Annotated in this window: 27 protein-coding genes; 20 read left to right on the plus strand and 7 right to left on the minus strand. The window is 54.3% G+C overall.

The genetic code is table 11. The annotated features are described in order from the left end of the window. The first annotated feature begins 2 nt into the window (after positions 1–2). From hisG to trxB, 11 genes are all read left to right on the plus strand, one after another. A complete protein-coding gene (hisG, locus tag NST08_RS00845; protein ID WP_028406109.1) occupies positions 3–644 on the plus strand; it encodes an ATP phosphoribosyltransferase in 642 nt (213 codons plus the stop codon). A gap of 113 nt (positions 645–757) precedes the next feature. After that, positions 758–2,041 (plus strand): histidinol dehydrogenase, encoded by a 1,284-nt coding sequence (gene hisD, locus NST08_RS00850; RefSeq protein ID WP_028406108.1) that lies wholly within the window; start codon positions 758–760, stop codon positions 2,039–2,041. A 45-nt stretch (positions 2,042–2,086) separates the two neighbouring features. Further along, the gene (gene hisB / locus NST08_RS00855; protein WP_213613423.1) at positions 2,087–2,722 is read left to right on the plus strand and encodes an imidazoleglycerol-phosphate dehydratase HisB; all 636 of its coding nucleotides are present in this window, start codon (positions 2,087–2,089) and stop codon (positions 2,720–2,722) included. Between the two features lie 5 nt (positions 2,723–2,727). Next, the gene (gene hisH, locus NST08_RS00860; RefSeq protein WP_007132970.1) at positions 2,728–3,336 is read left to right on the plus strand and encodes an imidazole glycerol phosphate synthase subunit HisH; all 609 of its coding nucleotides are present in this window, start codon (positions 2,728–2,730) and stop codon (positions 3,334–3,336) included. A gap of 24 nt (positions 3,337–3,360) precedes the next feature. Continuing rightward, positions 3,361–4,092, plus strand: coding sequence for a 1-(5-phosphoribosyl)-5-[(5-phosphoribosylamino)methylideneamino]imidazole-4-carboxamide isomerase (gene hisA, locus NST08_RS00865; RefSeq protein ID WP_028406105.1), 732 nt, complete (start codon positions 3,361–3,363; stop codon positions 4,090–4,092). Between the two features lie 145 nt (positions 4,093–4,237). After that, positions 4,238–4,996 (plus strand): imidazole glycerol phosphate synthase subunit HisF, encoded by a 759-nt coding sequence (hisF, locus tag NST08_RS00870; RefSeq protein WP_007132972.1) that lies wholly within the window; start codon positions 4,238–4,240, stop codon positions 4,994–4,996. Further along, positions 4,993–5,691, plus strand: coding sequence for a bifunctional phosphoribosyl-AMP cyclohydrolase/phosphoribosyl-ATP diphosphatase HisIE (gene hisIE / locus NST08_RS00875; protein WP_007132973.1), 699 nt, complete (start codon positions 4,993–4,995; stop codon positions 5,689–5,691). Before hisF ends, hisIE begins: the two co-directional genes overlap by 4 nt. A 12-nt stretch (positions 5,692–5,703) precedes the next feature. Beyond that, positions 5,704–6,558, plus strand: coding sequence for a histidinol-phosphatase HisJ (hisJ, locus tag NST08_RS00880; protein ID WP_007132974.1), 855 nt, complete (start codon positions 5,704–5,706; stop codon positions 6,556–6,558). Positions 6,559–6,731: 173 nt separating this feature from the next. Beyond that, positions 6,732–7,682 carry a ribose-phosphate diphosphokinase gene (locus tag NST08_RS00885; RefSeq protein ID WP_007132975.1) on the plus strand — a complete coding sequence of 317 codons (951 nt, stop codon included), beginning with the start codon at positions 6,732–6,734 and terminating at the stop codon, positions 7,680–7,682. A 90-nt stretch (positions 7,683–7,772) separates the two neighbouring features. Continuing rightward, complete coding sequence (locus NST08_RS00890; protein ID WP_425262133.1) at positions 7,773–9,509, plus strand: tetratricopeptide repeat protein; 1,737 nt, start codon at positions 7,773–7,775, stop codon at positions 9,507–9,509. Positions 9,510–9,636: 127 nt separating this feature from the next. Then, entirely contained in the window at positions 9,637–10,590 is a 954-nt protein-coding gene (trxB, locus tag NST08_RS00895; RefSeq protein ID WP_007132977.1) for a thioredoxin-disulfide reductase, read from the plus strand. 288 nt (positions 10,591–10,878) lie between these two features. Here trxB and NST08_RS00900 read toward each other — a convergent pair whose 3' ends face one another. Together NST08_RS00900 and NST08_RS00905 are read right to left on the minus strand one after the other, a co-directional pair. Next, complete coding sequence (locus NST08_RS00900; RefSeq protein WP_007132978.1) at positions 10,879–11,361, minus strand: spore coat protein; 483 nt, start codon at positions 11,359–11,361, stop codon at positions 10,879–10,881. A gap of 92 nt (positions 11,362–11,453) precedes the next feature. Further along, complete coding sequence (locus tag NST08_RS00905; protein ID WP_007132979.1) at positions 11,454–11,906, minus strand: GNAT family N-acetyltransferase; 453 nt, start codon at positions 11,904–11,906, stop codon at positions 11,454–11,456. Positions 11,907–12,299: 393 nt separating this feature from the next. Here NST08_RS00905 and NST08_RS00910 point away from each other — a divergent pair, with 393 nt between their 5' ends. From NST08_RS00910 to NST08_RS00930, 5 genes are all read left to right on the plus strand, one after another. Continuing rightward, positions 12,300–12,632: a DUF2642 domain-containing protein gene (locus NST08_RS00910; protein WP_007132981.1), complete on the plus strand. Its 333-nt coding sequence runs from the start codon at positions 12,300–12,302 to the stop codon at positions 12,630–12,632. Between the two features lie 319 nt (positions 12,633–12,951). Continuing rightward, the gene (locus NST08_RS00915) at positions 12,952–13,455 is read left to right on the plus strand and encodes a GNAT family N-acetyltransferase (protein ID WP_007132982.1); all 504 of its coding nucleotides are present in this window, start codon (positions 12,952–12,954) and stop codon (positions 13,453–13,455) included. 2 nt (positions 13,456–13,457) lie between these two features. Next, complete coding sequence (locus tag NST08_RS00920) at positions 13,458–13,652, plus strand: hypothetical protein (protein ID WP_341341346.1); 195 nt, start codon at positions 13,458–13,460, stop codon at positions 13,650–13,652. A gap of 281 nt (positions 13,653–13,933) precedes the next feature. Continuing rightward, a complete protein-coding gene (locus NST08_RS00925; RefSeq protein ID WP_341341347.1) occupies positions 13,934–14,341 on the plus strand; it encodes a hypothetical protein in 408 nt (135 codons plus the stop codon). 149 nt (positions 14,342–14,490) lie between these two features. Next, the gene (locus tag NST08_RS00930) at positions 14,491–15,618 is read left to right on the plus strand and encodes a VanZ family protein (protein ID WP_210095691.1); all 1,128 of its coding nucleotides are present in this window, start codon (positions 14,491–14,493) and stop codon (positions 15,616–15,618) included. A gap of 300 nt (positions 15,619–15,918) precedes the next feature. On the opposite strand, the gene NST08_RS00935 is transcribed toward NST08_RS00930, so the two are convergent. After that, positions 15,919–16,293 (minus strand): cupin domain-containing protein, encoded by a 375-nt coding sequence (locus NST08_RS00935; RefSeq protein ID WP_007132986.1) that lies wholly within the window; start codon positions 16,291–16,293, stop codon positions 15,919–15,921. Between the two features lie 174 nt (positions 16,294–16,467). Between NST08_RS00935 and NST08_RS00940 the strand changes: the two genes are divergently transcribed. The 3 genes from NST08_RS00940 to NST08_RS00950 all read left to right on the plus strand — a co-directional run bounded on the left by NST08_RS00940 (position 16,468) and on the right by NST08_RS00950 (position 17,835). Beyond that, a complete protein-coding gene (locus NST08_RS00940) occupies positions 16,468–16,671 on the plus strand; it encodes a DUF4177 domain-containing protein (RefSeq protein ID WP_007132987.1) in 204 nt (67 codons plus the stop codon). Between the two features lie 19 nt (positions 16,672–16,690). Then, positions 16,691–17,449, plus strand: coding sequence for a DUF3891 family protein (locus tag NST08_RS00945; RefSeq protein WP_244152806.1), 759 nt, complete (start codon positions 16,691–16,693; stop codon positions 17,447–17,449). 206 nt (positions 17,450–17,655) lie between these two features. Then, complete coding sequence (locus NST08_RS00950) at positions 17,656–17,835, plus strand: hypothetical protein (RefSeq protein WP_007132989.1); 180 nt, start codon at positions 17,656–17,658, stop codon at positions 17,833–17,835. A 340-nt stretch (positions 17,836–18,175) separates the two neighbouring features. On the opposite strand, the gene NST08_RS00955 is transcribed toward NST08_RS00950, so the two are convergent. From NST08_RS00955 to NST08_RS00970, 4 genes are read right to left on the minus strand one after another with little or no spacing between them, the layout of a single operon-like run. Continuing rightward, a complete protein-coding gene (locus NST08_RS00955; RefSeq protein WP_050954105.1) occupies positions 18,176–18,781 on the minus strand; it encodes a response regulator transcription factor in 606 nt (201 codons plus the stop codon). Beyond that, complete coding sequence (locus NST08_RS00960) at positions 18,708–19,925, minus strand: sensor histidine kinase (protein ID WP_007132992.1); 1,218 nt, start codon at positions 19,923–19,925, stop codon at positions 18,708–18,710. Before NST08_RS00960 ends, NST08_RS00955 begins: the two co-directional genes overlap by 74 nt. 21 nt (positions 19,926–19,946) lie before the next feature. Beyond that, on the minus strand, positions 19,947–20,693 hold the full coding sequence (locus NST08_RS00965) for an ABC transporter permease (protein WP_007132993.1): 747 nt from the start codon (positions 20,691–20,693) through the stop codon (positions 19,947–19,949). 1 nt (position 20,694) lies between these two features. Beyond that, positions 20,695–21,621 (minus strand): ABC transporter ATP-binding protein, encoded by a 927-nt coding sequence (locus NST08_RS00970; protein ID WP_007132994.1) that lies wholly within the window; start codon positions 21,619–21,621, stop codon positions 20,695–20,697. Positions 21,622–22,029: 408 nt separating this feature from the next. On the opposite strand from NST08_RS00970, the gene NST08_RS00975 reads away from it, so the two are divergent. Next, positions 22,030–22,164, plus strand: a complete 135-nt coding sequence (locus NST08_RS00975) for a hypothetical protein (protein ID WP_341341348.1) — start codon at positions 22,030–22,032, stop codon at positions 22,162–22,164. Positions 22,165–22,419: the final 255 nt, after the last annotated feature.

The following is a 22,419-nucleotide window of genomic DNA, read 5'->3' on the forward strand; positions in this document are numbered from 1 at the left end:
ACGTGGCGGAAACGTTGAAAGTAGCGATGCCCAAAGGGCGTATATATAAAAAAGCCTCTGCGCTGTTCCGTTCAGCCGGACTGCCGATTCCCCTCGATGTGGATGAGACGCGGAAGCTGGTCATTCCATTGCCGGAAGCCGGCATGGAATTCATTCTGGCCAAGCCGGTCGATGTGCCGACCTATGTCGAGTATGGCGTAGCCGATATCGGTATTGTCGGCAAGGATGTGCTTCTGGAGGAGAACAAGGATGTCTACGAGCTTCTTGACCTAGGCATTGCAAGATGCCGGATGTCCATCATCGGGCTGCCGGACTGGAAGCCCGGCATTCACCAGAGGGTCGCAACCAAGTATCCGAATGTGGCCTCCCAGTATTTCCGCGAGCAAGGACAACAGGTTGAGGTTGTCAAGCTGAATGGCTCGATTGAGCTCGCGCCTCTGATCGGTCTTGCTGACCGCATCGTGGATATGGTGGAGACCGGACAGACGCTTAAGGAGAACGGATTGGTTGAAATGACGAGCCTGTTCGAAATTACGAGCCGTCTCATTGCGAACCGCGTCAGCTACCGAATGAAGAATAATGAAATTCAGGCATTGTGCGACCGGCTGCAGCAGGTTATAACGGAAGGGCAAGTTAACCGCTAAAATGGCTTGGCGTATAGGCAGCAGGGTATACGAATCGATAAAGAAGAAACACCACGTAAGATATCGGTGATCAGCGTTACGTGAGGAAGCGAGCGGGATAGGGGGAGATCATGATGAAGGTAGTATCAGCATCCGACTTTCAATTGAATCGGGAAAATGACTATGGCACGCCGGAGCAGAATGAAACCGTCAAAACGATCGTGCAGGCGGTGCGGACCGAAGGCGATGCCGCGCTGCTGCGGTATACCGAGCAGCTGGACCGGATCCGGTTGACGGCCGGGCAGCTCCGCGTTACGGACGAAGAGCTGCAGGCCGCTTATCAGAAGGTAGAGTCATCGTTCGTGGAAGCGATCCGGGCGGCGGCGGACAATATTCGCGCCTTCCATATGAAGCAGAAGCGGAATTCATGGATGGACGTTCAGCCGGACGGAAGCATACTCGGGCAAATTATCCGTCCCTTGAAGCGGGTCGGAGTATATGTACCCGGAGGCAAGGCGGCATATCCTTCATCGGTGCTGATGAACGTCATTCCCGCTCAGGTGGCCGGCGTTCCCGAGATCGTCATGGTAACTCCGCCTTCCACCGGGGGAGAGGAAGGGATCAACCCTTATATTCTGGTAGCTGCCGCTGAGGCCGGCGTAACGGAATTGTACCGCGTAGGCGGTGCTCAGGCGATTGCTGCATTGGCCTATGGCACCGAAACGCTCGCTCCGGTTGACAAAATTTGCGGACCTGGCAACATATTTGTGGCGCTGGCGAAACGCGAAGTGTATGGCGCCGTCAACATTGACAGTCTTGCCGGACCGAGCGAGATTGCCATTCTGGCGGATGACACGGCGGAGCCTGCTTACATCGCGGCTGATCTGCTCTCTCAGGCCGAGCACGACGAAATGGCCTCGGCTATTCTGGTGACGCCGTCTCGCAAGCTTGGCGAGGCGGTCGCCGCTGAGGTGGAGAAGCAGCTGGAGCTTCTGCCGCGGCGCGATATCGCTAGAGCATCCATCGACCAATATGGCGCGGTCGTGGTGACGGAGTCCCTGAGTGAGGGGATCGAGCTTATCAATCGCCTGGCGCCGGAGCATTTGGAGATCGTCACCGAGGAGCCGATGTCGCTGGCCGGGCGGATCGAGAATGCCGGCGCCATATTCCTCGGCCCGTACAGCTCGGAGCCGGTGGGGGATTATTTTGCAGGACCGAACCATATCATTCCGACCAACGGCACGGCAAGATTCGCGTCTCCGGTCGATTTGGACGACTTCATTAAGAAGTCGAGCCTGATTTATTACAGCCGGGAGGCGCTGCTTGCTAACGGCGAGCAGATTATGGAGCTGGCACGGCGAGAGGGGCTGGAGGGCCATGCCAGGGCAATCGCCATCCGGCTCGAGCAGGAACGCTAATTATACAGGTTATAGCAGGGATGCTAATTATACCGAATAACGATCATGGCACAAGACCATATAGGGGGTATCATTGTGAGCAGTTTTGAAGCGGCAGGCCGCACCGCCAGTGTGAGCCGAACAACGAATGAAACGGACATTACCTTAAAGCTGAACGTAGACGGAACCGGAGTTTCCGAGCTGGAGACGGATGTTCCCTTCCTTAACCATATGCTGGATTTGTTTACGAAGCATGGCCATTTCGATCTCAGCGTGAAGGCCAAGGGCGACATCGAAATTGATGATCACCACACGGTTGAGGATATCGGCATCTGCCTTGGACAGACCTTGCGGGAAGCGCTCGGGGACAAGCGGGGCATTAAACGATACGCGAGCGTATTCGTGCCGATGGATGAGGCGCTGGCACAGGTGGTCGTTGATATCAGCAACCGTCCGCACTTCGAATACCGGGCCGAATACCCATCCGGGCAGGTAGGGTCGTTCGATACCGAGCTGGTGCACGAGTTTCTCTGGAAGCTGGCGCTTGAGGCGCGGATTACGCTGCATGTCATCGTTCATTACGGACAGAATACCCACCATATGATCGAAGCGGTGTTTAAAGCGCTCGCCCGTGCCTTGGACGAAGCGACCAGCATCGACCCGCGGGTGACGGGCGTGCCATCCACGAAGGGAGTGCTCTAACCTCTATGGCAATTGCAATCGTCGATTATGGCATGGGCAATCTGCACAGCGTCAGCAAGGCAGTGGAGCGGCTCGGCTTCGAGCCGCTTGTCACGGGGGATCGTGAGGAGCTTCTGTCTGCAGATGGCGTAATTCTCCCGGGGGTCGGCGCGTTCGGAGATGCGATGGAGCAGCTGCGGCAGACCAGGCTGGATGCGGTCATGAAGGAAGCTGCCGCTGTTGGCAAGCCGCTGCTTGGCATTTGTCTCGGCATGCAGCTTCTGTTCAGCCGGAGCGAGGAGCATGGGAACCATGAAGGGCTTGATATGCTGCCCGGCTCGGTTGTCCGGTTTGCCGGAGGCGATTATAAAGTGCCGCATATGGGATGGAATGCCCTGCAGTTTCAGAAGCCGGAGCACCCGCTGCTGGCCGGGCTTGAGGAAGGGCATGTGTATTTTGTTCACTCTTACCATGTCCTCCCTGAGGCGCAGGAGGATCTGCTGGCGGTAACCGATTACGGGCAACCGGTAACGGCGATTGTCGGCCGGGGCTCCGTATACGGCATGCAGTTTCATCCGGAGAAGAGCGGGGAGCTCGGCATGAGCCTGCTCCGTAATTTCTTAGCTTTAACCTAAAACGAATGGAAAGTGGGTATGGGGATGTCCTCTTTTATCATATATCCGGCCATCGATATTCGCGGCGGAAAATGCGTTAGGCTTGTACAGGGCGATTACAACCAGGAAACGGTGTACAACGACAATCCGCTGGAAGTGGCGAAGTCTTGGGAGTCGCAGGGCGGAGCATTCATCCACCTGGTCGATTTGGACGGAGCCAAAGCCGGCCATCCGGTCAATGATGAAATCATCGGAAGCATTGCGTCGAGCGTCAATGTGCCGGTCCAGGTCGGCGGCGGTCTTAGAACCTTGGCGGATGTGGAGCGGCTGCTGGGACTCGGCGTCAGCCGGGTGATCATCGGTACGGCAGCGATTGAGGACCGCGCTTTCACAGAGGAGGTGCTCGGCCGGTACGGCGACAAGGTGGCCATTGGTATCGACGCTCGGAACGGGTATGTCGCAACACGGGGGTGGCTTGAAACATCCGAGGTGCAGGCGGAAGTATTGGCGAAGGAGCTTGCAGCCAAAGGCGCGGAGACATTCATCTTCACGGATATTTCCCGCGACGGCATGATGCAGGGCCCGAACGTAGAGGCCATTGTATCGCTCGCTAAGGCCAGCGGCCGCTCGGTCATTGCCTCGGGAGGCGTAACCCGGCTTGAGGATTTGCTGGCGCTGAGCGCACACCGCGAAGATGGCGTTGGCGGTGCCATTGTCGGCAAAGCGCTGTATACGGGCCATATTGACCTGGCCGGGGCGGTTCAGCGAATCGGGTAAGGCTCGCGCTGCAGGGCGATGGAGGGATTCGGTGGATTTTGCCCAAAATTAAAAGCCAAGTGATTCTGATGGGTGATCGGTTCATAGGGATTCGAACGCCATGGTATCGATCATATGTTGGTTAACAGGGGGAGGAGACGAAACCATGCTGGCAAAACGGATTATCCCTTGCCTGGACGTAAAGGACGGGCGGGTTGTAAAAGGCGTTAACTTTGTAAATCTCCGCGATGCGGGAGATCCTGTGGAGCTCGCAGCGCTGTATGATCGCGAAGGTGCAGATGAGCTGGTGTTCCTGGACATTTCGGCCTCGGTGGAAGGACGGGCGACGATGGAAGAGGTCGTGCGGCGGACGGCCGGGGAAATCGCGATTCCGTTTACGGTTGGCGGCGGCATCTCCTCCGTTGATGATATGAAGCGGATCCTTCGCGCAGGTGCGGACAAAATCGGGATTAACACGGCGGCGGTCAAGCAGCCGGAGCTGATCTCGGCCGGGGCACGCAAATTCGGCTCCCAGTGTATCGTGGTGGCAGTCGACGCCAAATACAACGAAGACTGGGACGAATGGGAGGTCTACACGCACGGCGGCCGAACGCCAACCGGCATCAAGGCGCTGGATTGGGTGAAGCAGGCGGAATCCTTAGGCGCAGGCGAAATATTGCTGACGAGCATGGACGCGGACGGAACGAAGGACGGCTTCGATCTGGCCTTAACCTCAGCCGTATCATCGGCCGTTCGGATTCCGGTGATCGCCTCCGGCGGTGCCGGAGATGAGGAGCACTTCTACGATGTGTTTACGAAGGGCAAAGCCGATGCCGGACTGGCGGCAACCATTTTTCACTATAAGGAAATTTCCATTCCCGATTTGAAGGGGCAGCTTAGAGTAAAAGGAGTGAATGTACGGTGAGCGAGGATATAGGAAAGGATCTGATCCTGGAGCAGGCAAGCGAATATATTCGCTGGGATGCGGCCGGCTTGGTGCCGGCGATCGTGCAGGATGCAAGCAGCAAGCAGGTGCTGATGATGGCTTATATGAACCGGGAATCGCTCAAGCGGACGCTGGAGAGCGGCGAGACCTGGTTCTGGAGCCGTTCCCGCGGGGAACTATGGCATAAGGGCGCCACTTCGGGCAATACTCAAACGGTGGTCTCGATAGCCTATGATTGTGACGGGGATACGCTGCTGGTGCAGGTGGAACCGAAAGGGCCTGCCTGTCATACCGGGGAAACGAGCTGCTTTTATCGGGAGATAAAGGCCGGAGATTCGATCCGCGGCCAGGTTAATAGACAGGAAGCCGCAGGTGATCGGTTCGCCGTGCTGGCCGAGCTGGAAGAAGTCATCGCGCAGCGTGAGGTGGAACGGCCGGAGGGTGCATATACGACCTATCTGTTCGATAAAGGCGTGGACAAAATCTTGAAGAAGGTCGGCGAGGAAGCCTCCGAGACGATTATCGCTGCTAAAAATAAGGATAACGCCGAGCTGAAGCTGGAGGTCAGCGATCTCATCTATCACCTGTTGGTTCTTCTGCAGGAGCGGAAGCTTCCGCTTGATGAGATCATGGCCGAGCTGAGCCGCCGTCACGAACGTCCGCGCCGCGATTAGGGGGGAGTATCGATGCATATCGATTATCATACGCACCATGTCCGCTGCGGACATGCAGAGGGACGACTCGAAGAATATGTGCAGCGTGCGATTGAGCTTGGCTACGATCAGCTTGGCTTATCGGATCATATGCCGCTCATTCACGTTGACCCTGCTTCCTATTATCCCGAAATGGCGATGCCCATGGAGGAGCTCCCCCGATACGTAGAGGAGTGCCTCCTTCTAAAGGACCGTTACCAAGGGCAGATCGATATCCGGGTCGGGCTGGAAGGGGACTATATCGAAGGCTATGAGGAGCAGATCGAACGGATCATCGCCGAGTATCCTTGGGATTATGTCATTGGTTCGGTTCACTTCCTGGGCGAGTGGGACATCACGGATTATCGCCAGACCCAAGGCTGGGAAGGGAAGGACCCGCTCGAGGTGTACCGCCAATATTACGATGCGGTGCAGAAGGCCGCAGCGACCGGATTCTATGATATTATGGGCCACCTGGATGTGATCAAACGGTTCGGCTACGGACCGGGCAAGGAGCAGGCGGACGAAGTGATCGCTTTGGAAAACGCTGCGCTTGCAGCCGTCGCCAAAAGCGGCAAGGCGATGGAGCTGAATGCTTCCGGCCTATCCAAGGCCTGCGAGGAGATGTTTCCGAGCAGCCGTATGCTGGAGGAAGCGATTGCGCTTGGCATTCCCCTGACGCTGGGCTCGGATGCGCATCAGCCCGGGAAGCTCGGGGAGCATCTGGATAAGGCACGGGCGCTGCTGGCTGACCTGGGGGTACGGCACATTGCGACCTTCCGCGGGCGAAAGCGGGAGATGGTGCCTTTGGATGGTCATTTTTTGAGTGATGAAGAAAACGATGTATAATAAGATATATAGATATTGATCGGGACATGCTCGTACGGACGGCTGTTCTCCTCCCCGATGCTCGCGAGGTGCGGGCCTTGCAGGGAGGGGGCAGCCTGATTTCGCGACAGCGCTTTCCTAATCGACGGGTGTGCAGCATGCGCCTAAACCATTTATTGTGTCAGGAGGTCTCCATGTATCGTACCCTTCGATTGTTCGCCGGAACGTCCAATCCGCAGCTAGCCGAAAGCATCAGCCGGCAGCTGGGCGTGGAGCTGGGCAAGATTAAAATTTCCCGCTTCCAGAGCGGCGAAATCTACGTTCACTACGAGGAGAGCATCCGCAATTGCGATGTGTTTCTCCTGCAGTCTTTTTCCCAGCCTATCAATGAAATGTTCGTTGAGCTGCTGGTCATGATCGATGCGGCCAAGCGGGCTTCGGCAAGAACCATCAATATTATCGTACCCTACTACGGGTATGCGAGACAGGAGCGCAAGTCGGCTCCGCGTGAGCCGATCTCCGCTAAGATGGTGGCTGATGTGCTGACGACAGCCGGGGCAAACCGGGTGATTACGATCGATCTGCATGCCCCGGCCATCCAGGGCTTCTTCAATATTCCGGTGGATCATCTGACAGCGCTGGATCTCATTACGGAGTATTTGAAGACGAAGAACATCGAGCAGCCGGTTATCGTGTCCCCGGACGCAGGCCGGGCGAAAACGGCGGAGAAGCTGGCCAGCAGGCTGGGATCCCCATTCGCGATCATGATCAAACAGCGGCCGGCCCATAACGAGTCGGTCATTACGCACGTGATCGGAGATGTGGCCGGCCGCACGCCTATCATCATCGAGGATCTGATCGATACCGGCACCACCATCGTCCAGGTCGTGGAGGGACTTAAGGAGCGCGGGGCGAAGGATGCGATCGTCTGCGCGACGCACGGCCTATTCTCCGGCGAAGCGCTGGACCGGCTGGATCATGGCCATATTGCAGAAATTGTCGTAACGGATTCGATCGTGCTGCCGGAGCATCACTGCCGGATGCGGCTGAAAGTACTGTCGGTTGCGCCGATGCTGGCGCAGGCTACCCAAATTATACTTGAGGGCGGATCCATCGCCACTTTATTCAAAGACGCCGGTGTGTAAGCTGGTGTCTTTTTTCTGCAAATGATGTTGTAACTTGTGTTATACTGTTCTGGATAGAGGAGCAAGTTAAAAGGAGGTGCCTTGCTTTTCGTGAATGGAAATCCATACGGGTCGAGTGACCCTCACAACATTATATCTATCGAAATGAACGCGAACTTTTTCTTCGATCGGGCGGTTCGCTCGCTGGATCGTTACCAATATGAAAAGGCGCTTAAATATTTTCGCAAAGCTGTTGAATATGAACCGGATAATCCGGTGAATCATTGCAATATGGCGGGTATATTATCAGAGACGGGAGATTATAAAGCTTCGAACGAGGTGCTTGCCCACATTTTGGAGCAGGTCGATCCGTCGATGACCGAATGCTATTTCTATATGGCCAACAACTATGCCAATATGGAGCAGTTTGAGAAAGCGGAGGAAGCGCTGGTCACTTATCTGGAAGAAGACCCGAACGGGCAGTTTCTGGATGAGGCGGAGGAGATGATGGAGCTGCTGCAGTATGAGCTCAATCGTCCTGCCAAGCTGAACCGCATCAAGAGTCGGGAAGGCGTCGTTGAGCATGAGCATGCCCGCGCTTTGCTGGAAGAGGGCAAATTCGCGCAGGCGGTGAAGCAGCTGGAGGAGATTGTGAAGGAGCATCCGGATTTCCTTGCCGCGCGCAACAACCTGGCGCTTGCCTATTATTATATGGGACGATTCGATTCGGCGAAACGGACGATCGGCGAGGTGCTGGATCAGGAGCCGGGGAATCTGCACGGCTTGTGCAACCTGGCGATCTTCTATCAGCATGAAGGAGACGTGGAGCAGCGCGACCGTCTGATGGACATGCTTCGCATCACGGTGCCGTTTCACCTGGAGCATGTATTCAAGCTGGCAACGACGATGGGCATTCTTGGGCAGCATGAGGTGGCGTACGGACATTTCCGGCGGCTGCTGAAGCATGAAGAATTTAGTTCCGATCCGAGCTTGTATCATTATACCGCTGTGGCTGCCTGCAATATCGGCCGCTACGAGAAGGCGGAGCAATATTGGCGCCATGCCGCGAAGCTTGATCCCGAGTCGGTCATTCCCGATTTCTACCTGGCTCAGCTCCAGAAACGCAAGGAGACGGGAACCGATCAAATGAAGGTCAGCTATCACTATCACTTGCCGTTTGAGGAGCAGTTCAGACGGTGGGAGCAGGATGGGGATCAATTGACCGAGGAGGCGAAGCAGAATCCGCTGATCCGTTCTTCATTCTTCTGGGCGCTTCGGCATGGTGATCCGCAGACGAAGCTGCAGGTTATCCGTACGCTCGAGCTGATTGCCGATGAAGAGGTGCAGCATGCGCTGCAATCCTTCCTTCAGGAGCCCGGAGAGAACGCGGAGCTGAAGACGGCTGCCCGCCTTGTGCTGCAGCATATGGAGTCGGCAAGCAACCGGATTGCGGACCGCAGGGAAGACCGCGACGCCGCTCCGGTCAAAACCCGAGAAGTGCTGCCCGACTGGCTGCTTTCCTGGAAGGCCGTTCTGGAGAGAGCGGAGCAGGCGATGGACATGCGATCCGATGCCTTCTTGAAGAAAGAGATGGAGAATCTCTGGACCGACTTTCTCAGCCGTCTGTATCCGGACATCCCGAACATCCGAAACGTAGAGGGCTGGGCAGCGGCGCTGGAATATTGGACCGCGAAGAAGCGTGGACGCAACCTGACGTACGAGGAGGTTGCCGTCCGTTACGGGATTTCGCCTTCGACGGTCAGCCGGTATGCACGTCAAATTAACAGTGTTTGCGGGGACGAGGCGCAATCGGATCATAATTTCCGCCCATTTACAGAGAATATTTAAGTATGGGTTAGCGAATCAGTGGATCAGAGGACAGGAAAGCGTTCCCTGTTGCATCATGGAATCGCGGTTAAGTCATGAATAGGATGTAGAAGCATTCAATCACCCTATATACTAGGAGGCTGTATCTATGTATAAATCCATCGTAATCGGAACCGGGCCTGCCGGATTGACGGCAGCCATCTACTTGGCACGCGCAAACCTGAAGCCGCTCGTCATCGAGGGCATGCAGCCCGGCGGGCAGCTGACAACCACGACCGAAGTTGAGAACTTCCCAGGGTTCCCGCAAGGTATCATGGGCCCGGAACTTATGGACAATATGCGCCAGCAGGCGGAGCGCTTCGGAGCCGAATTCAAGAGCGCTTGGGTGGAGTCCGTTGATTTCTCCGAGCGGCCGTTCAAGGTGAACGTTGAAGGAATGGGTCAGCTTCTGGCAGAGTCTGTAATTATATCCACCGGCGCATCCGCCAAATATCTGGGCATTCCGGGCGAACAGGAGAATGTGGGCCGCGGGGTAAGCACCTGCGCGACTTGCGACGGCTTCTTCTTCCGCGGCAAAAAGATCATCGTCATCGGCGGCGGCGACTCCGCGATGGAGGAAGCGAGCTTCCTGACGCGCTTCGCTTCCAGCGTTACGGTGGTTCATCGCCGTACGGAGCTGCGAGCTTCGAAGATTATGCAGGATCGCGCACGAGAGAACCAGAAGATCGAATGGGCGCTCGATCGTACGCCGCTTGAAGTCGTGACCAGCGAAACGGGCGTGAAAGGCCTGAAGGTAAGAAACAATGAGACCGGCGAAGAAGAGCTGATCGAAGCCGAAGGCGTGTTCGTGGCGATCGGCCATACCCCGAATACCGGCTTCCTCGGCGGTCAGATTACAACGGATCCTACCGGCTATATCCTGGTTAAGCCAGGTACGACCGAGACGAATATTCCAGGCGTATTTGCCTGCGGCGACGTGCAGGATACGCGTTATCGTCAAGCAATCACTGCAGCAGGCACTGGCTGCATGGCTGCGATGGACTGCGAGAAATTCCTCGAAGGCCATATGGTGCATGACTGGAGCGAAACGCTCAACCCATAATAGAGGTTGTTCAAACAGTAGGAAGTGCGAAGAAGCCCCCGAGCTTACAGCGCCTTACGGATGACGACGATAAACCGTCATGTCCGGGGGGCTGAAGCCGGGGGCTTTATTGTACAAGATGCAGATCTCAAACTTGTGGATCCATCTGTAAGTCATTGCCTGAGCAAACTTGCAGTTGGACCTTAACTTAACCCGTAAACCGTCGCATTTCCAATGTCCGATGAAAGCCGTGGAGAAGGGGTCCGGGCCAGGCAGGGTAGAGTAAAGCCGAGCCCGCCGGAACTCCAATTACAAGCTGATCGCTTTATTGGCGTTCTTGACGTCGTTCGAAAGCAGCTGCTTCAGATTGTAGGAAGGGTACAAGCCCCGTTCATACATGAAGTAGTACACTTTCCCGTGCAGCTCAATCGCCTTGTTCAGCTGCTTCTGCAGCGTCTCGCGAAGGCTTGGGGTCGCGGTTTCGGTAATGGCGATCGCGTAATTGCGGACCGACGTTTTGGCGAAGCCGAGCAGATGGCCGGCATAATAGGCGGTCAAATCAGCCTCGGACAGCTTGCGGGTGCCGACAGGGGCTTCCGGGAAATATTGAAGCAGCTCTTTCAGGTTGTTTTCCACGCCTTGGATCGCTTCGATGTACAGGCTGTGCAGCTGCGGGTCTTGAATATCGCCGAGCGCCATCTTGAACCCCATCAGGTTGTTAGCTTGGAAGGCCGTTAATTCGTGCATCTCGAGCGTCTCATGCCACGCCAGATGCTTGGGATTATGCTTCATATCCTCTCTTGTCTCCTCCATGTGATGAAATATGTGATAGCCTATTCAATCACGCGGGGGAAGGTGCCTATCCTGCCGGAGTTCTTAGGAGTTTATAGATCCTGGGATAGCCGTACCATATCCCGCAGCCGCATCCCGTTCTCGTAAATCTCCTCTTCATAATGCCGGACGAAAAAATCCCGGTCGATCGCCGTCATGCGGAAGCCGCATTTTTGGTACAATGCGAGCTGGGCGACACCGGTGCTTCCTGTACCGACCTCAATGGTGGCGAATCCGAGCTCTTTAGCCTGACGGACCGCATGGTTGACCAGCTGCTTGCCGAAGCCTTGGCCGTGCCGCTCTTCCGCTACGGCGACATTGACGAGTTCGACGGTATCGGGCCGCGTAGGCAGCAGAACATATACGCCGATAACTGCGGAATCGACTTCGCCGATGTAGCAATGTCCCCGATGGATATAGTCCTCCACCAGGCGCTTTGAAGGGTCCGCGAGCAGCAGCAGATCCATGGGAGGCGGTTCACCAGGAATAAGCCGTCGGATGTTCATAGCGTCGTCTCCTTTCATCTTCCACTTCCAATCTCGAAATCGAAGCATTATATTTGCTATTTTATCACAAAAAAGGGCTCGCTCACGCTTCTCATGGAAGCAGCGGCCCGCCCCGTGGTTCCTTGTGCGAGTGGAACAAGCGCATGGCTTGTCGTCCGAGCGTCGACGCTGATCATCGTACCAGCAGTGATCATTACATCACGCGCGGGAGAGGCACGCGGTAAGAAATCCCAATTAGCGCCTCCACACTCGGCTGCAAATGGAAATCGGGAAAGGCGCTAACTCTTGTATCGGAGCGGATTCCCTCGAAAAAATACACCAGGATAAACATAGCGATCCGAATTCGCTCATACATAAGGTGTAAGATGATTTATGACAAGGGAGGACTTGCGCTTGAACAACTATGGATTTTACGGATACCCGCCGCCGACCGGATATTCGCCGAGCAGCTTCTATTCTGCACCCCCTACGACTCCTGGGCACCTTGCACCGCGAGCATCGGCTGTTCCGCTGCATGTCAATTACGTAACCCTTGTAGAGCCAATGTTTATGGACCATCTGCTCAAGCATAAGGGGGCGAAAATTACCGTCGTAACGACAGCGGGAAAAGTAGAGGGCATCCTCTCCGGGGTCACCGCAGATCATATCCAGCTGACCGTCGGGGATAACAAGGCGCTGCATATTCGGTTGGCACAGGTGGTGTACTTTGAAGGGGTTCCCTATTAGCAGGGGCCTTACGTCATCTTAGTTTGGCTATAATTGAATTTTACCGCTGTTGCAGGCAGGATCGGGCGGTATAAACCGCCAATATGTATACATGGATCCGGAAGGCGTCTATCGTAGACGCCTTTTATAAACGACAGATCCGGCTTCGTTTGTTCTCATGGCAGCACCAGCTATGGGGCAGGCCTGTGTCGGATTTCCATATTACCTAAGCCTTTCGTTCTCAACCGACGATAAGTAGGAAGTGTATCCGGTGATATTTCGACCGTTTTTTATAGATCCAGAGACTAAGGTGCGGGATAGCAAGAGAGGTGGATTTTTCATGACTTCATTAAATTCGTATAACATTCGAGTGGCGACGGCACAGGACGAGCCCTTTCTATGGGATATGCTGTACGAATCCCTGTATGTGCCTGATGGGGCGGAGCCCTTTAGCAGGGATATCCTCAACGAACCCTTCATGAGGAAATATGTGGAGGGCTGGGGCCGAGAGAGCGATCTGGGCTATATCGCGACCAACGGGGAAGGAAAGCCGATGGGCTCGATTACCCTGCGGTATTTTGACGAGGCGAACAAAGGATTCGGCTACGTCAGTGACGAAATTCCGGAGCTTGGCATGGCCCTGCTGCCGGAGAGCAGGGGACAAGGGATTGGAACGGCGCTGATGAGGGCGTTGCTTCAAGGAGCGAAATCCAGAGGCATCTCCCGGTTATCCCTAAGTGTAGCGCCGGAGAATACGGCAGCAGTGAAATTATATAGGCGCTTTGGGTTTCAAGAGGTTGGCGTATTTGGCACATCCATTACAATGGTAGCGGACGTCGTATAAAAATGAGAGTGATCCATATCGGCGATTCTTTAACCAGCGACATCCGGGGTGCGCAGAGCCTGGACATTGCGGCGATGTGGCTCAATCGGCTGGGCAAACCGCAGGCGGATGGGATCGAGCCCGATTACGTTGGCACAACCTTGGATGAGGCTCGGAAGTTGCTGCATGGCCATCATAAGGAAGAGGCAAGGGCGTGAGGCAGCGAAAATGCCATATATGGACAGTGTTCGCTAAAATCCAGCGGCTTCTGAACGAGAAAGCTTTAACAAGCCATGACAAGTTAGAACAAGCTAGAACAAGCTAGAACAAGCTAGAACAAGCGTCCCGGGCTAACCGAAGACGCTTGTTTTTTCGGCTAAAGGAGTCCGGCTCGGATAGGAAGCAGGTTTGGAGAATTCGGTTACGGTAACCCCAAACCTTTTACCCCGAAACTGCGTTATAGCTACGTACTGATCACAAGGTTAAAGAAGGTGCGGGCATGAATCGAACGAAAACGATGCAGTTTGCCGGCAAAGGTGCGGCGTGGAAAGCGGACTATATCGTTACGCATAAGGATAAGGTTAATGCGAAGCAGACCGTATTTCAGGACGAGCTTGGCGGGAAATTAAAGCTTCAGTATGTCGGGAAGGCGCCGCTAGGCAGCGGTAGAATTACCTACCGGCTGGAGGATCGAAAAGGACGCTTCTCGGAAGGTGAGATCATTGCGGGGACGGACGATGCCGGCATGAAAGAAACCCTCTCCACCCTGGACTACAGTTCTTTGCTCGATATGATGGATCCTGATAAGGAACTGATCCTCACCATAGACTGGGAGAGTGGACGCGAACAGTTTCTGCTGACCCTTCCACCCTCAATCGGCTTCGGCAGACTTCCCCGTAAACGGTGAGGTCTATACCTGTCCAAGAACCGCCCATCTCCAAGAAGAAGGGACGGAGCTGGTGGATTTTAACCCTTTTTTAAACGAAGGCGCTCCCCCGATTTAACCTGGACCTTGTAAACTATAAATAGAAACCTCATGAAGGGAGTGAACGGGGCGTGCTGGAGGCGTATTTGTTCCCGATATCGTATGCATTTTTAACTTTTCCCATAGCAGCCTTGCTGTGTGCGGTCCCGTTTCTGATCGTGCAATACCGCAAGTATGGCTATTTCAATAAATTTCGCGGGTTTCTTCTGTATCTGTTCCTGCTCTATCTGCTCAATGCGGTGTACCTCGTGCTGCTCCCGCTGCCGGCATCTCGACATAATGCACCGATGGACGTGTCCTCGGTGATCCAGTGGATTCCGCTCAATTTTATTCACGATATTGTGAAGGAAACCCAGGTGGTTCTGTCGGAGCCGGGGACGTATATCCACTTGATCAAGGAACGGGCTTTTCTGCAGGTGGTGTTCAACATCCTGCTGGTCGTGCCGTTCGGCATGTTCCTCCGTTATTATGCCCGGGTGAATTGGCTTACGTGCCTGGTCGCTTCATTCGGTCTGTCGCTGTTCTTTGAGGTAACCCAGGTTACCGGAATCTACGGCTTCTATGACCACCCTTATCGGCTGTTTGATGTAGATGACCTGCTGACCAACACGCTCGGCGGGATGGTCGGCTTCGTGCTGGCCGATTGGATGAAGAACCATCTGCCACGGATGGATCGGTTGGATGAGAAGGTGGATCTGTCCAAGAAGCGGGTCAGCTATACAAGAAGAGCAATCGCTTTTGGCATCGATGCGATGATTACGTTGCCGGTCATCGGGATTATGTCCGTGGTGCTGAACGTGAAGGCCGCGTATTTCATCGTTGTCATTCTGTACTATATCGTAATTCCGTATATGCTGGAGGGGCAGACGGTAGGCAAATGGATCGTACGGATTCGCATCCAAGGGCAGGGCGAACATCTGAAGCTGAAGGAGATCATTATCCGGAATGGGCTGCTGTACGTCGTGTGGGGCGGCATTCATGCCCTGCTGATAACGCTGAGCTTCCCGGGCTCTGGCTTTCTGTATGCCTTGTATGTCATGGGAATGCTGCTGATCGACGGGGTTGTCATGGTCCATCTGCTGCGGTGCCTCTTCAACCATGAACGGACGCTGCTGCATGAGGCGAAGAGCGGAACCAGACAGGTGATCGCGGAGAAAAGACAGCCTGCGGCGGGGCGAAGCGAAGGGAATACTGTCTGATCGTTACTTCTTTCAAGAAGAAGCTCGATAAAGCCAAGGATATTATCGATATTGGCCGTTGTGCCTGCACTCGATTCATACCATGGCATGCGGCAGGAGCCGGGGATGGAGATTCAGGTCGGCGGAAGAAGCAAACAAATCCAATGAAATCGTCCATGAAGGACAGATCAAGAAGTACGGCCGGTGTATAAGGTTAAGCCCAAGACACCGGCTTTTATATTTATGTCGGCCAACCGGTAGGTTCAGCAGGGGCAGCCGGATGCTATATCAATAGCGGTCGAAAGTATGGAAATAAATCATTCAACCTATATAAACGTCAGCTTCGGGCATATCGGGCTCAATCAAGGGCCCTTCAACAACGATGACGGTCATGCCTAGCTCGGAGCCGGATTCATGCCACTCCCCTTTTTTCCACAGCACGGCCTGTCCAGCAATCACCTTCGTTCTCGGTCCATGATTGGCGGTAACCCAGCCTTCTCCTTCAACAACGATAAACAATTGGTCCGACGATGCCGGATGCTCTCCGACCACGCCCCCGGCGCCGATGTGCATGCAGCCGATGTGGTGAATGGGGATGGCTGCTTGACTCATGAGTATTTTCGACATAATCAGATGCTGGCTGCCGTATACGGAAATCGGGCGTCCGGCGTCCATGTCAAAGCGGAATATCTTCAAAGCCTCATCTCCTCTTGGAAAATTCATCAAAAACGATCTATTGTATGATAACATAAGGTGAATAGCACCACGGTGAATTCTCGCATACAAGCGAGAGATCCGTACTCGCGAACCACACATGTCAAAGCGGATTTGATGGAAGCCTTGAAGAACAACATACAGGAGTGACGTTTCATGGATAAATGGGAGTATAAAACTTTGAAATTTAAGACACGGGGATTTCTCGGGGGCAAGGTTGATGAGGAGGAATTCGAGGATTTACTGAACAGCTACGGGATCGACGGTTGGGAATTGGTGTCGTGCTTCGATACAAGCATGTATCAGGGCCAGTCCAATGATATTATTGCTGTTCTGAAGCGGAAAGCATATCTCGAGTAGTGACCAAAGGAAAGAGGGAGTGGATCCAGTGATCATTCGGGAGACGGAAGATGCGTTTGTGATGACAACTCAGGACGATCATGGCCGGTTCTCCGGGGACGTTGCCCGGGGCTTCCGGAAAGAGCTGTTCCTGGATGAAACGGTAGTGGAAGAAGTGCTGCTCGCAATCGCCGAGCATGATCGGGCCTGGCTGCCAATGGATGATACGCCCATCTGGAATGATGCGGTCGGGGTACCCTTTACTTTTGTTGATTATCCGACATTGCCGAAATTGCTGATGTATGCCAAGGGGGTTGACGAAACGGAAGCGATGAACCCCTATGCAGGGTACTTATGCAGCCTTCATTATGCGTCGTTTATGAAAAATGCGACCGAAGCGCCCTTCGTGGAGTTTTATCATGCGGAGCTGGAGCGCCAGGAGAGGCTGAAGAGTCAGCATCCTTTTCCGGATGAGGAGACAATCCAGCGGCAGTTTGCGCTGCTTCAGCTGTGCGATGACCTCTCGCTTTATGTATGCATGAACGCTCCCGGCGCGACCAAGGAAGAGGAGCACCCGTGGTTCAGGGATGGCTTTGATATGTCCGTGGATGGACAGCGGGTTGCGGCTGAATGGCTGGGCGGCGAAGAGATCAGGCTGAGCCCGTTTCTGTTCGAGCGGGAGTGGCCGGTTGTGCTTAAGAATAAGCATGTGCGGAAAGCGCAGATTAAACAAGAAGGCATCGCGAAGGCATTTGAGCATGCTCCATGGACCGAGCAGAAGGTTCTCTTCGTTCCGTAGCCGGAAGTGTGCAGGGCTATACGTATTTTTGAAGATATCAGACAATAATTACTTCGGAGGATCTGCTGCCCGATACCGTAAGAAAAACTAACCGTTTAACGCGGTCTGTATTCTGTGAGTACGTCGAGAGACATTTTTCTTATGGAATATGGTATGATCCGGTTTGAAGCCATGGAAAAATCCCGTCAGATTGTAGAGGTTGAAGGATGAAGAAAAAAGAGTTTTTGATCGTAGCCATGTTGAATTTTTTAGCGGCGATAGCCTTTTTGGTCGTGGTGATTATCACCGACCGCAGCTCATGGAAGTGGGGATTCGGCCTCGTGTCGCTGCTGTTCGCGCTAGGCGGGATAGGCAATATCGTCCTCCATTTTAAAAATAAATCGTAGGTGCAGCACTCGATGCAAGTTATAAACAGTATACATTACTGGGGGCTCCATGCCCCCGAATTGAACTTGCGTCAATGGTGCTCCTTCCCAATCATTGATATGAATGTGATAGTATTCACTAAATCTAAAATAGGGGCCTAGCCAAGCCTTCCACTCGTAGGATAGGAGAGGACGTGCAGGCGTCAAAGGCGCTGACCGCTGCCGCTTCGAAGGGACAGAACACAGGACAACCGGTGGAGAATTGGCGGGGAGCCGGGGAGGACGAAAGTTCCACGCCAGAGGTCTTTTGGCGAAGAGCAACGTTCAGACTCAGGACCCAACGCGGCCCGGCAGAATTCCTTCAAATCCATCCCTTTTCCTCCGCAGTCGTAATCGCCTCGATTCGATTCTTCGCCCCCAGCTTGCTCAAGATTTCAGACATGTAGTTGCGGACCGTGCCGTAGGATAGATGCAGCTTGGCGGCAATCTCGCTCGAGCTGCTTCCGCCGGCAGCCAGACGGAGCACCTCCCGTTCACGTTCCGTAAGCGGGTTCGCATCTCGCATCGTCCCGAAGACAAGCTCGGGCGAAACCTCCCGGCGGCCGTCCATGACGCGGCGGATCGCTTCCGCCAGCCGCTCGCTCGGCTCATCCTTCAGCAAGTATCCTTGAACGCCTGCTTGGACCGCCCTCTCGAAATAGCCCGGCCTTGCGAAGGTGGTCAGGATGATGACCCGGCATTCATAGCCAAGACGCTTGATCTCCTCAGCCACCTCCAGGCCGCTGCGAACCGGCATCTCGATATCCAGCAGGCAAATATCGGGACGGTGGGCTGCAATCAGAGACAGAGCCTCATCTCCATTGCCTGCTTGCCCAATCACATCGATATCCTCCTCAAAATCTAGCAAAGAAGCCAGTGCGCCCCGAAGCATGCGCTGATCCTCGGCGATCACCACTCGGATGCTCATGTGTATCCTCCTCCTTCCGGTTCTCGTTTTTGATGACGATCGGTACGCGAATGGTAATGATCGTTCCTTGGTTAGAGCGGGCTTCGATCGTCCCTCCGATCAACGACAGCCGTTCCGCCATTCCTTTCAGGCCGTTGCTCCCCTCAGCGGGAAGCGGACTGTCGTTCGGGAGACCAACCCCATTATCGGCGACGATCATCCGCCACTCATTCTCCAGCGTTTCCATCCGAATCCGGCATTGGCTGGCCTTGCTATGCTTCACCACATTCGTTACGGACTCGCGCAGGCAGAGGCTGAGAATATTATGAGCCAGATCCGGAATTCCTTCCAGCCGCTCATTTCCTTCACAAACCAGCTCAATCCCGGCGCTGTCCAGAATCATGCGGGCATCCCGGATTTCTTCGGGGAGCGTGGCTGTCCGCATTTCAGCGACAAGCTCGCGCACCTGGCGCAAGGCCGCACGGGACGTATTCTGGATTTCGCGCGCTTCCGCCTGGGCCTTCATCGGGTCCTTCGTCACCAGCTTCTCCACGAGCTGGCTCTTTAGCGTGATGAGCGACAGCGTATGGCCAAGCGTGTCATGAAGGTCGCGGGCGATGCGCATCCGTTCTTCGCCTTTAATCAAATTGCGGATTTGCTCATTGGCTTTCGCAAGCTCCTGTTCCAGCTTCTGCCGCCTGCTCAGAGAACGGAAGCCGAGCGGCGACAGCAGCATGATCAAGAAGAATGGAATGAGCACCAAGAGATCGGCGGTTTCGAGCGTTGGTGCATAGAGCGCCAGCGGGATCGCTTCGACAAGGAAGAAGATCAGCATAGCCGTTTTGAATCGGCGGTCATCAATGTACCAGCCGATGAAGTTGGCGGAGAAGAAGCCCATATACATAAAGGTAGGGTGATACCAGGTGGACAAGATGAAGATGACGGCAAGCTGGACTAACAGCCAATACATAAACGATCGCTTCTCTACTTCAAAATACAGCTGACGGTACGTAAAAAGAAATACCGCTAGCAGGAAGAAGCCGATGCCCATTTTCCACGAATCGAATTTGAACATGTTGTAGATCGGCAATATTACATACACCAGCCACAGATAGGGGAAGAATCCCATGTGGCGCGGAAACACCTCGAATCTTTGTCCTCTCATATATCCATCACACTCATCCCCTTAATCGGCTTGTTGTTTTTTCCGAATATAGGTGGATAGTATCATAAATACGAGCAAATATCCCGTCAAAATCAGGATGTGATCCCAGCCTGGTGCCTCGCCGCGCGTAATGGCCCATGCCCCGCCGCCGAAATGGTAGGAAGGCATCCACTTGCCGATCGCTTGCATGAAGCCTGGCATGGCCTCGATCGGGAACCACATGCCGCCGGTCACGGCCAGCGCCAGATAAATGCCGTTGCTGACGCCGCTGGCCGTATCGACGCGCCTCATGGCTCCAATCAGCGTACCGAGCGCGAGGAAAGGAATGGAGGCGATAAGGATCCACAATCCGCTGAACAGCCACTGCCAGAAGGAGAGCGAGACGCCGTTGATGAGATAGCCGGCAGTGAAAATAACAACGATGCAGAGCAGGTGCATGATCGCCTGCACGAACATTTTGCCGAAGAAATAGACGCTGCCCGGAAGCGGCGTTACCCGCATATAGATCGACCACCCCTGCACCCGCTCCTGAACGAGCCGGATGCCAAGCGACATAATGGCCGTGCCCATGACGCTGAAGGAGGTCATCGACATGAGGTAATGCGCCTGCCACTGGCCAGCCTCGGCTGCGCCGGTATCCACGATGCGGGTGAAGATGAAATAGAACAAGATCGGCATGGCCAAAGACCAGAATATATAGTACGGATTGCGAATCATCCGCAGCAGCTCCATCCGGCATTGAATCGTAATCAACTTCAGGTTTTTCATGTTAACCCGCCTCCCCTTGACTCATCGTTAACTGATCGAATGCTTCATCCAGACTGCCCTGATCGATCCGGATATCGCGAACGGTGAGTCCGGCACGGAACAGTGCCGCCAGCGCTGTGTCCGTATCACTCGTGACGGCGATGAGCCGCCCGTCCTGCTCGTAGACATCCGTTACGCCCGGCACCTCATGAAGCAGCCGTATCACCTGCTGGCCGTCCGCATCCGCGATGAAGGAAACCGTTCGCCGGGTAAGCTTGGATTTGATGGCTTCAGGCGTACCGTCGGCCGCCACTTGGCCTTGGTGAAAGAGCACGATGCGTTCGGCTATATCGTCAGCCTCCTGCAAGTAATGCGTGGTGAACAAAATGGTCTTGCCTTGGGCCTTGAGACCTCGGACCGTCTGCCAGAACAGCCGGCGGGCGGACGTGTCGAGACCCACCGTCGGCTCGTCGAAGAACAGCAGCTCGGGGTTGCCGGCGATAGCCAGCGCGAAGCTGAGCTTGCGTTTCTGGCCGCCGGACATTTTCACCGCCCATTTGCCGAGTTCCTCGGGAGTGAGCCCGCTGAGCGCTGCGATTTCCTCGAGCGTCATCGGATTCGGATAATAGCTGCGGATCAGGTTGATGATCTCCCGCGTTCGCAGGCCGTCCATGACGCTCACCTCTTGGAGCATCGCCCCGATCTTTTCCCGAACCTTGAGATCTTTCGGGCTCTGGCCGAAGAGAAGGACCTCGCCTTCGCTTGTGTCCTTGAGCCCCAGCATCATGGAGATCGCGGTCGATTTGCCCGCCCCGTTAGGCCCGAGAATGGCCGTAATGGATCCACGCTCAATCGTAAAGGATACTCGGTTCACGGCTTTCTTGCTTCCGAACGTTTTGGTCACCTGCTTCAGCTCGACGATTGGTTCGCCGCTTAGCTGTTGAATCATAGGTTACGCACCCCCGTTTTCGTTATCGTGATCTTATGATTCCATGATATCGGGAGCGGGAAAGGCACGTTAGTAAAGGATGTCACCGGTTTGAAATGACTTTTGTCATGTTGCAGGGAGACAGCTGGACGATTGGTTTAGTGATGGAATTCATGCCAAACATTTTCCCATATAACTTTTACCATTCTTAGAGCGTCTACTATATATCAATCGGCTGACATTCTTACCAAGAACGGACAATAGAAATGCAATAAGGCCAATGGGGAGAATAGATGGAAGGGGGAAGTTCTCATCAAAAAAAGCACGATATTTTTAGTAGCTGTATCTATTCTTGCTGCATCATCTTTATACTTTGCAACGAGTGCAGGGAATCCGGATAAAGATCGTCCAATAACAGGAACAGTTAATATGGATGCCAAATATATCGCATTCGATACGATCGAGGAACTCGATCAAGCCGCGGACGTGATCGTTATCGGTTCCCCGATTAAGGATTTTGAGGATCGGGAACATATGGCGCAATGGAAATACGACCTGTATTGATTGCGAGTAAGAATACCGGAGTTAGATTCGGTGTTCTTTTTTCGCTATCCAACATTTCTGCAGCCTTTAGCCCACATGCCCAGTACCGGATGATTTGAGGGTTGGCGCGATCAATTCGTTAGTGACGCTGGCAATAGGTATAAAAAATGAAACGGTGCCTGTTTTTGTTAAGGGGGTCATGAGCACCTTGGACATCCCGACTTTCTGCGGCCTATAAGGGATTTCTATCCCCTTGTCTTCTCTTGACCGCAGGGG

Source organism: Paenibacillus sp. FSL K6-1566 (assembly GCF_038050475.1).
GTDB classification, from domain to species: domain Bacteria; phylum Bacillota; class Bacilli; order Paenibacillales; family Paenibacillaceae; genus Paenibacillus_AQ; species Paenibacillus_AQ lactis.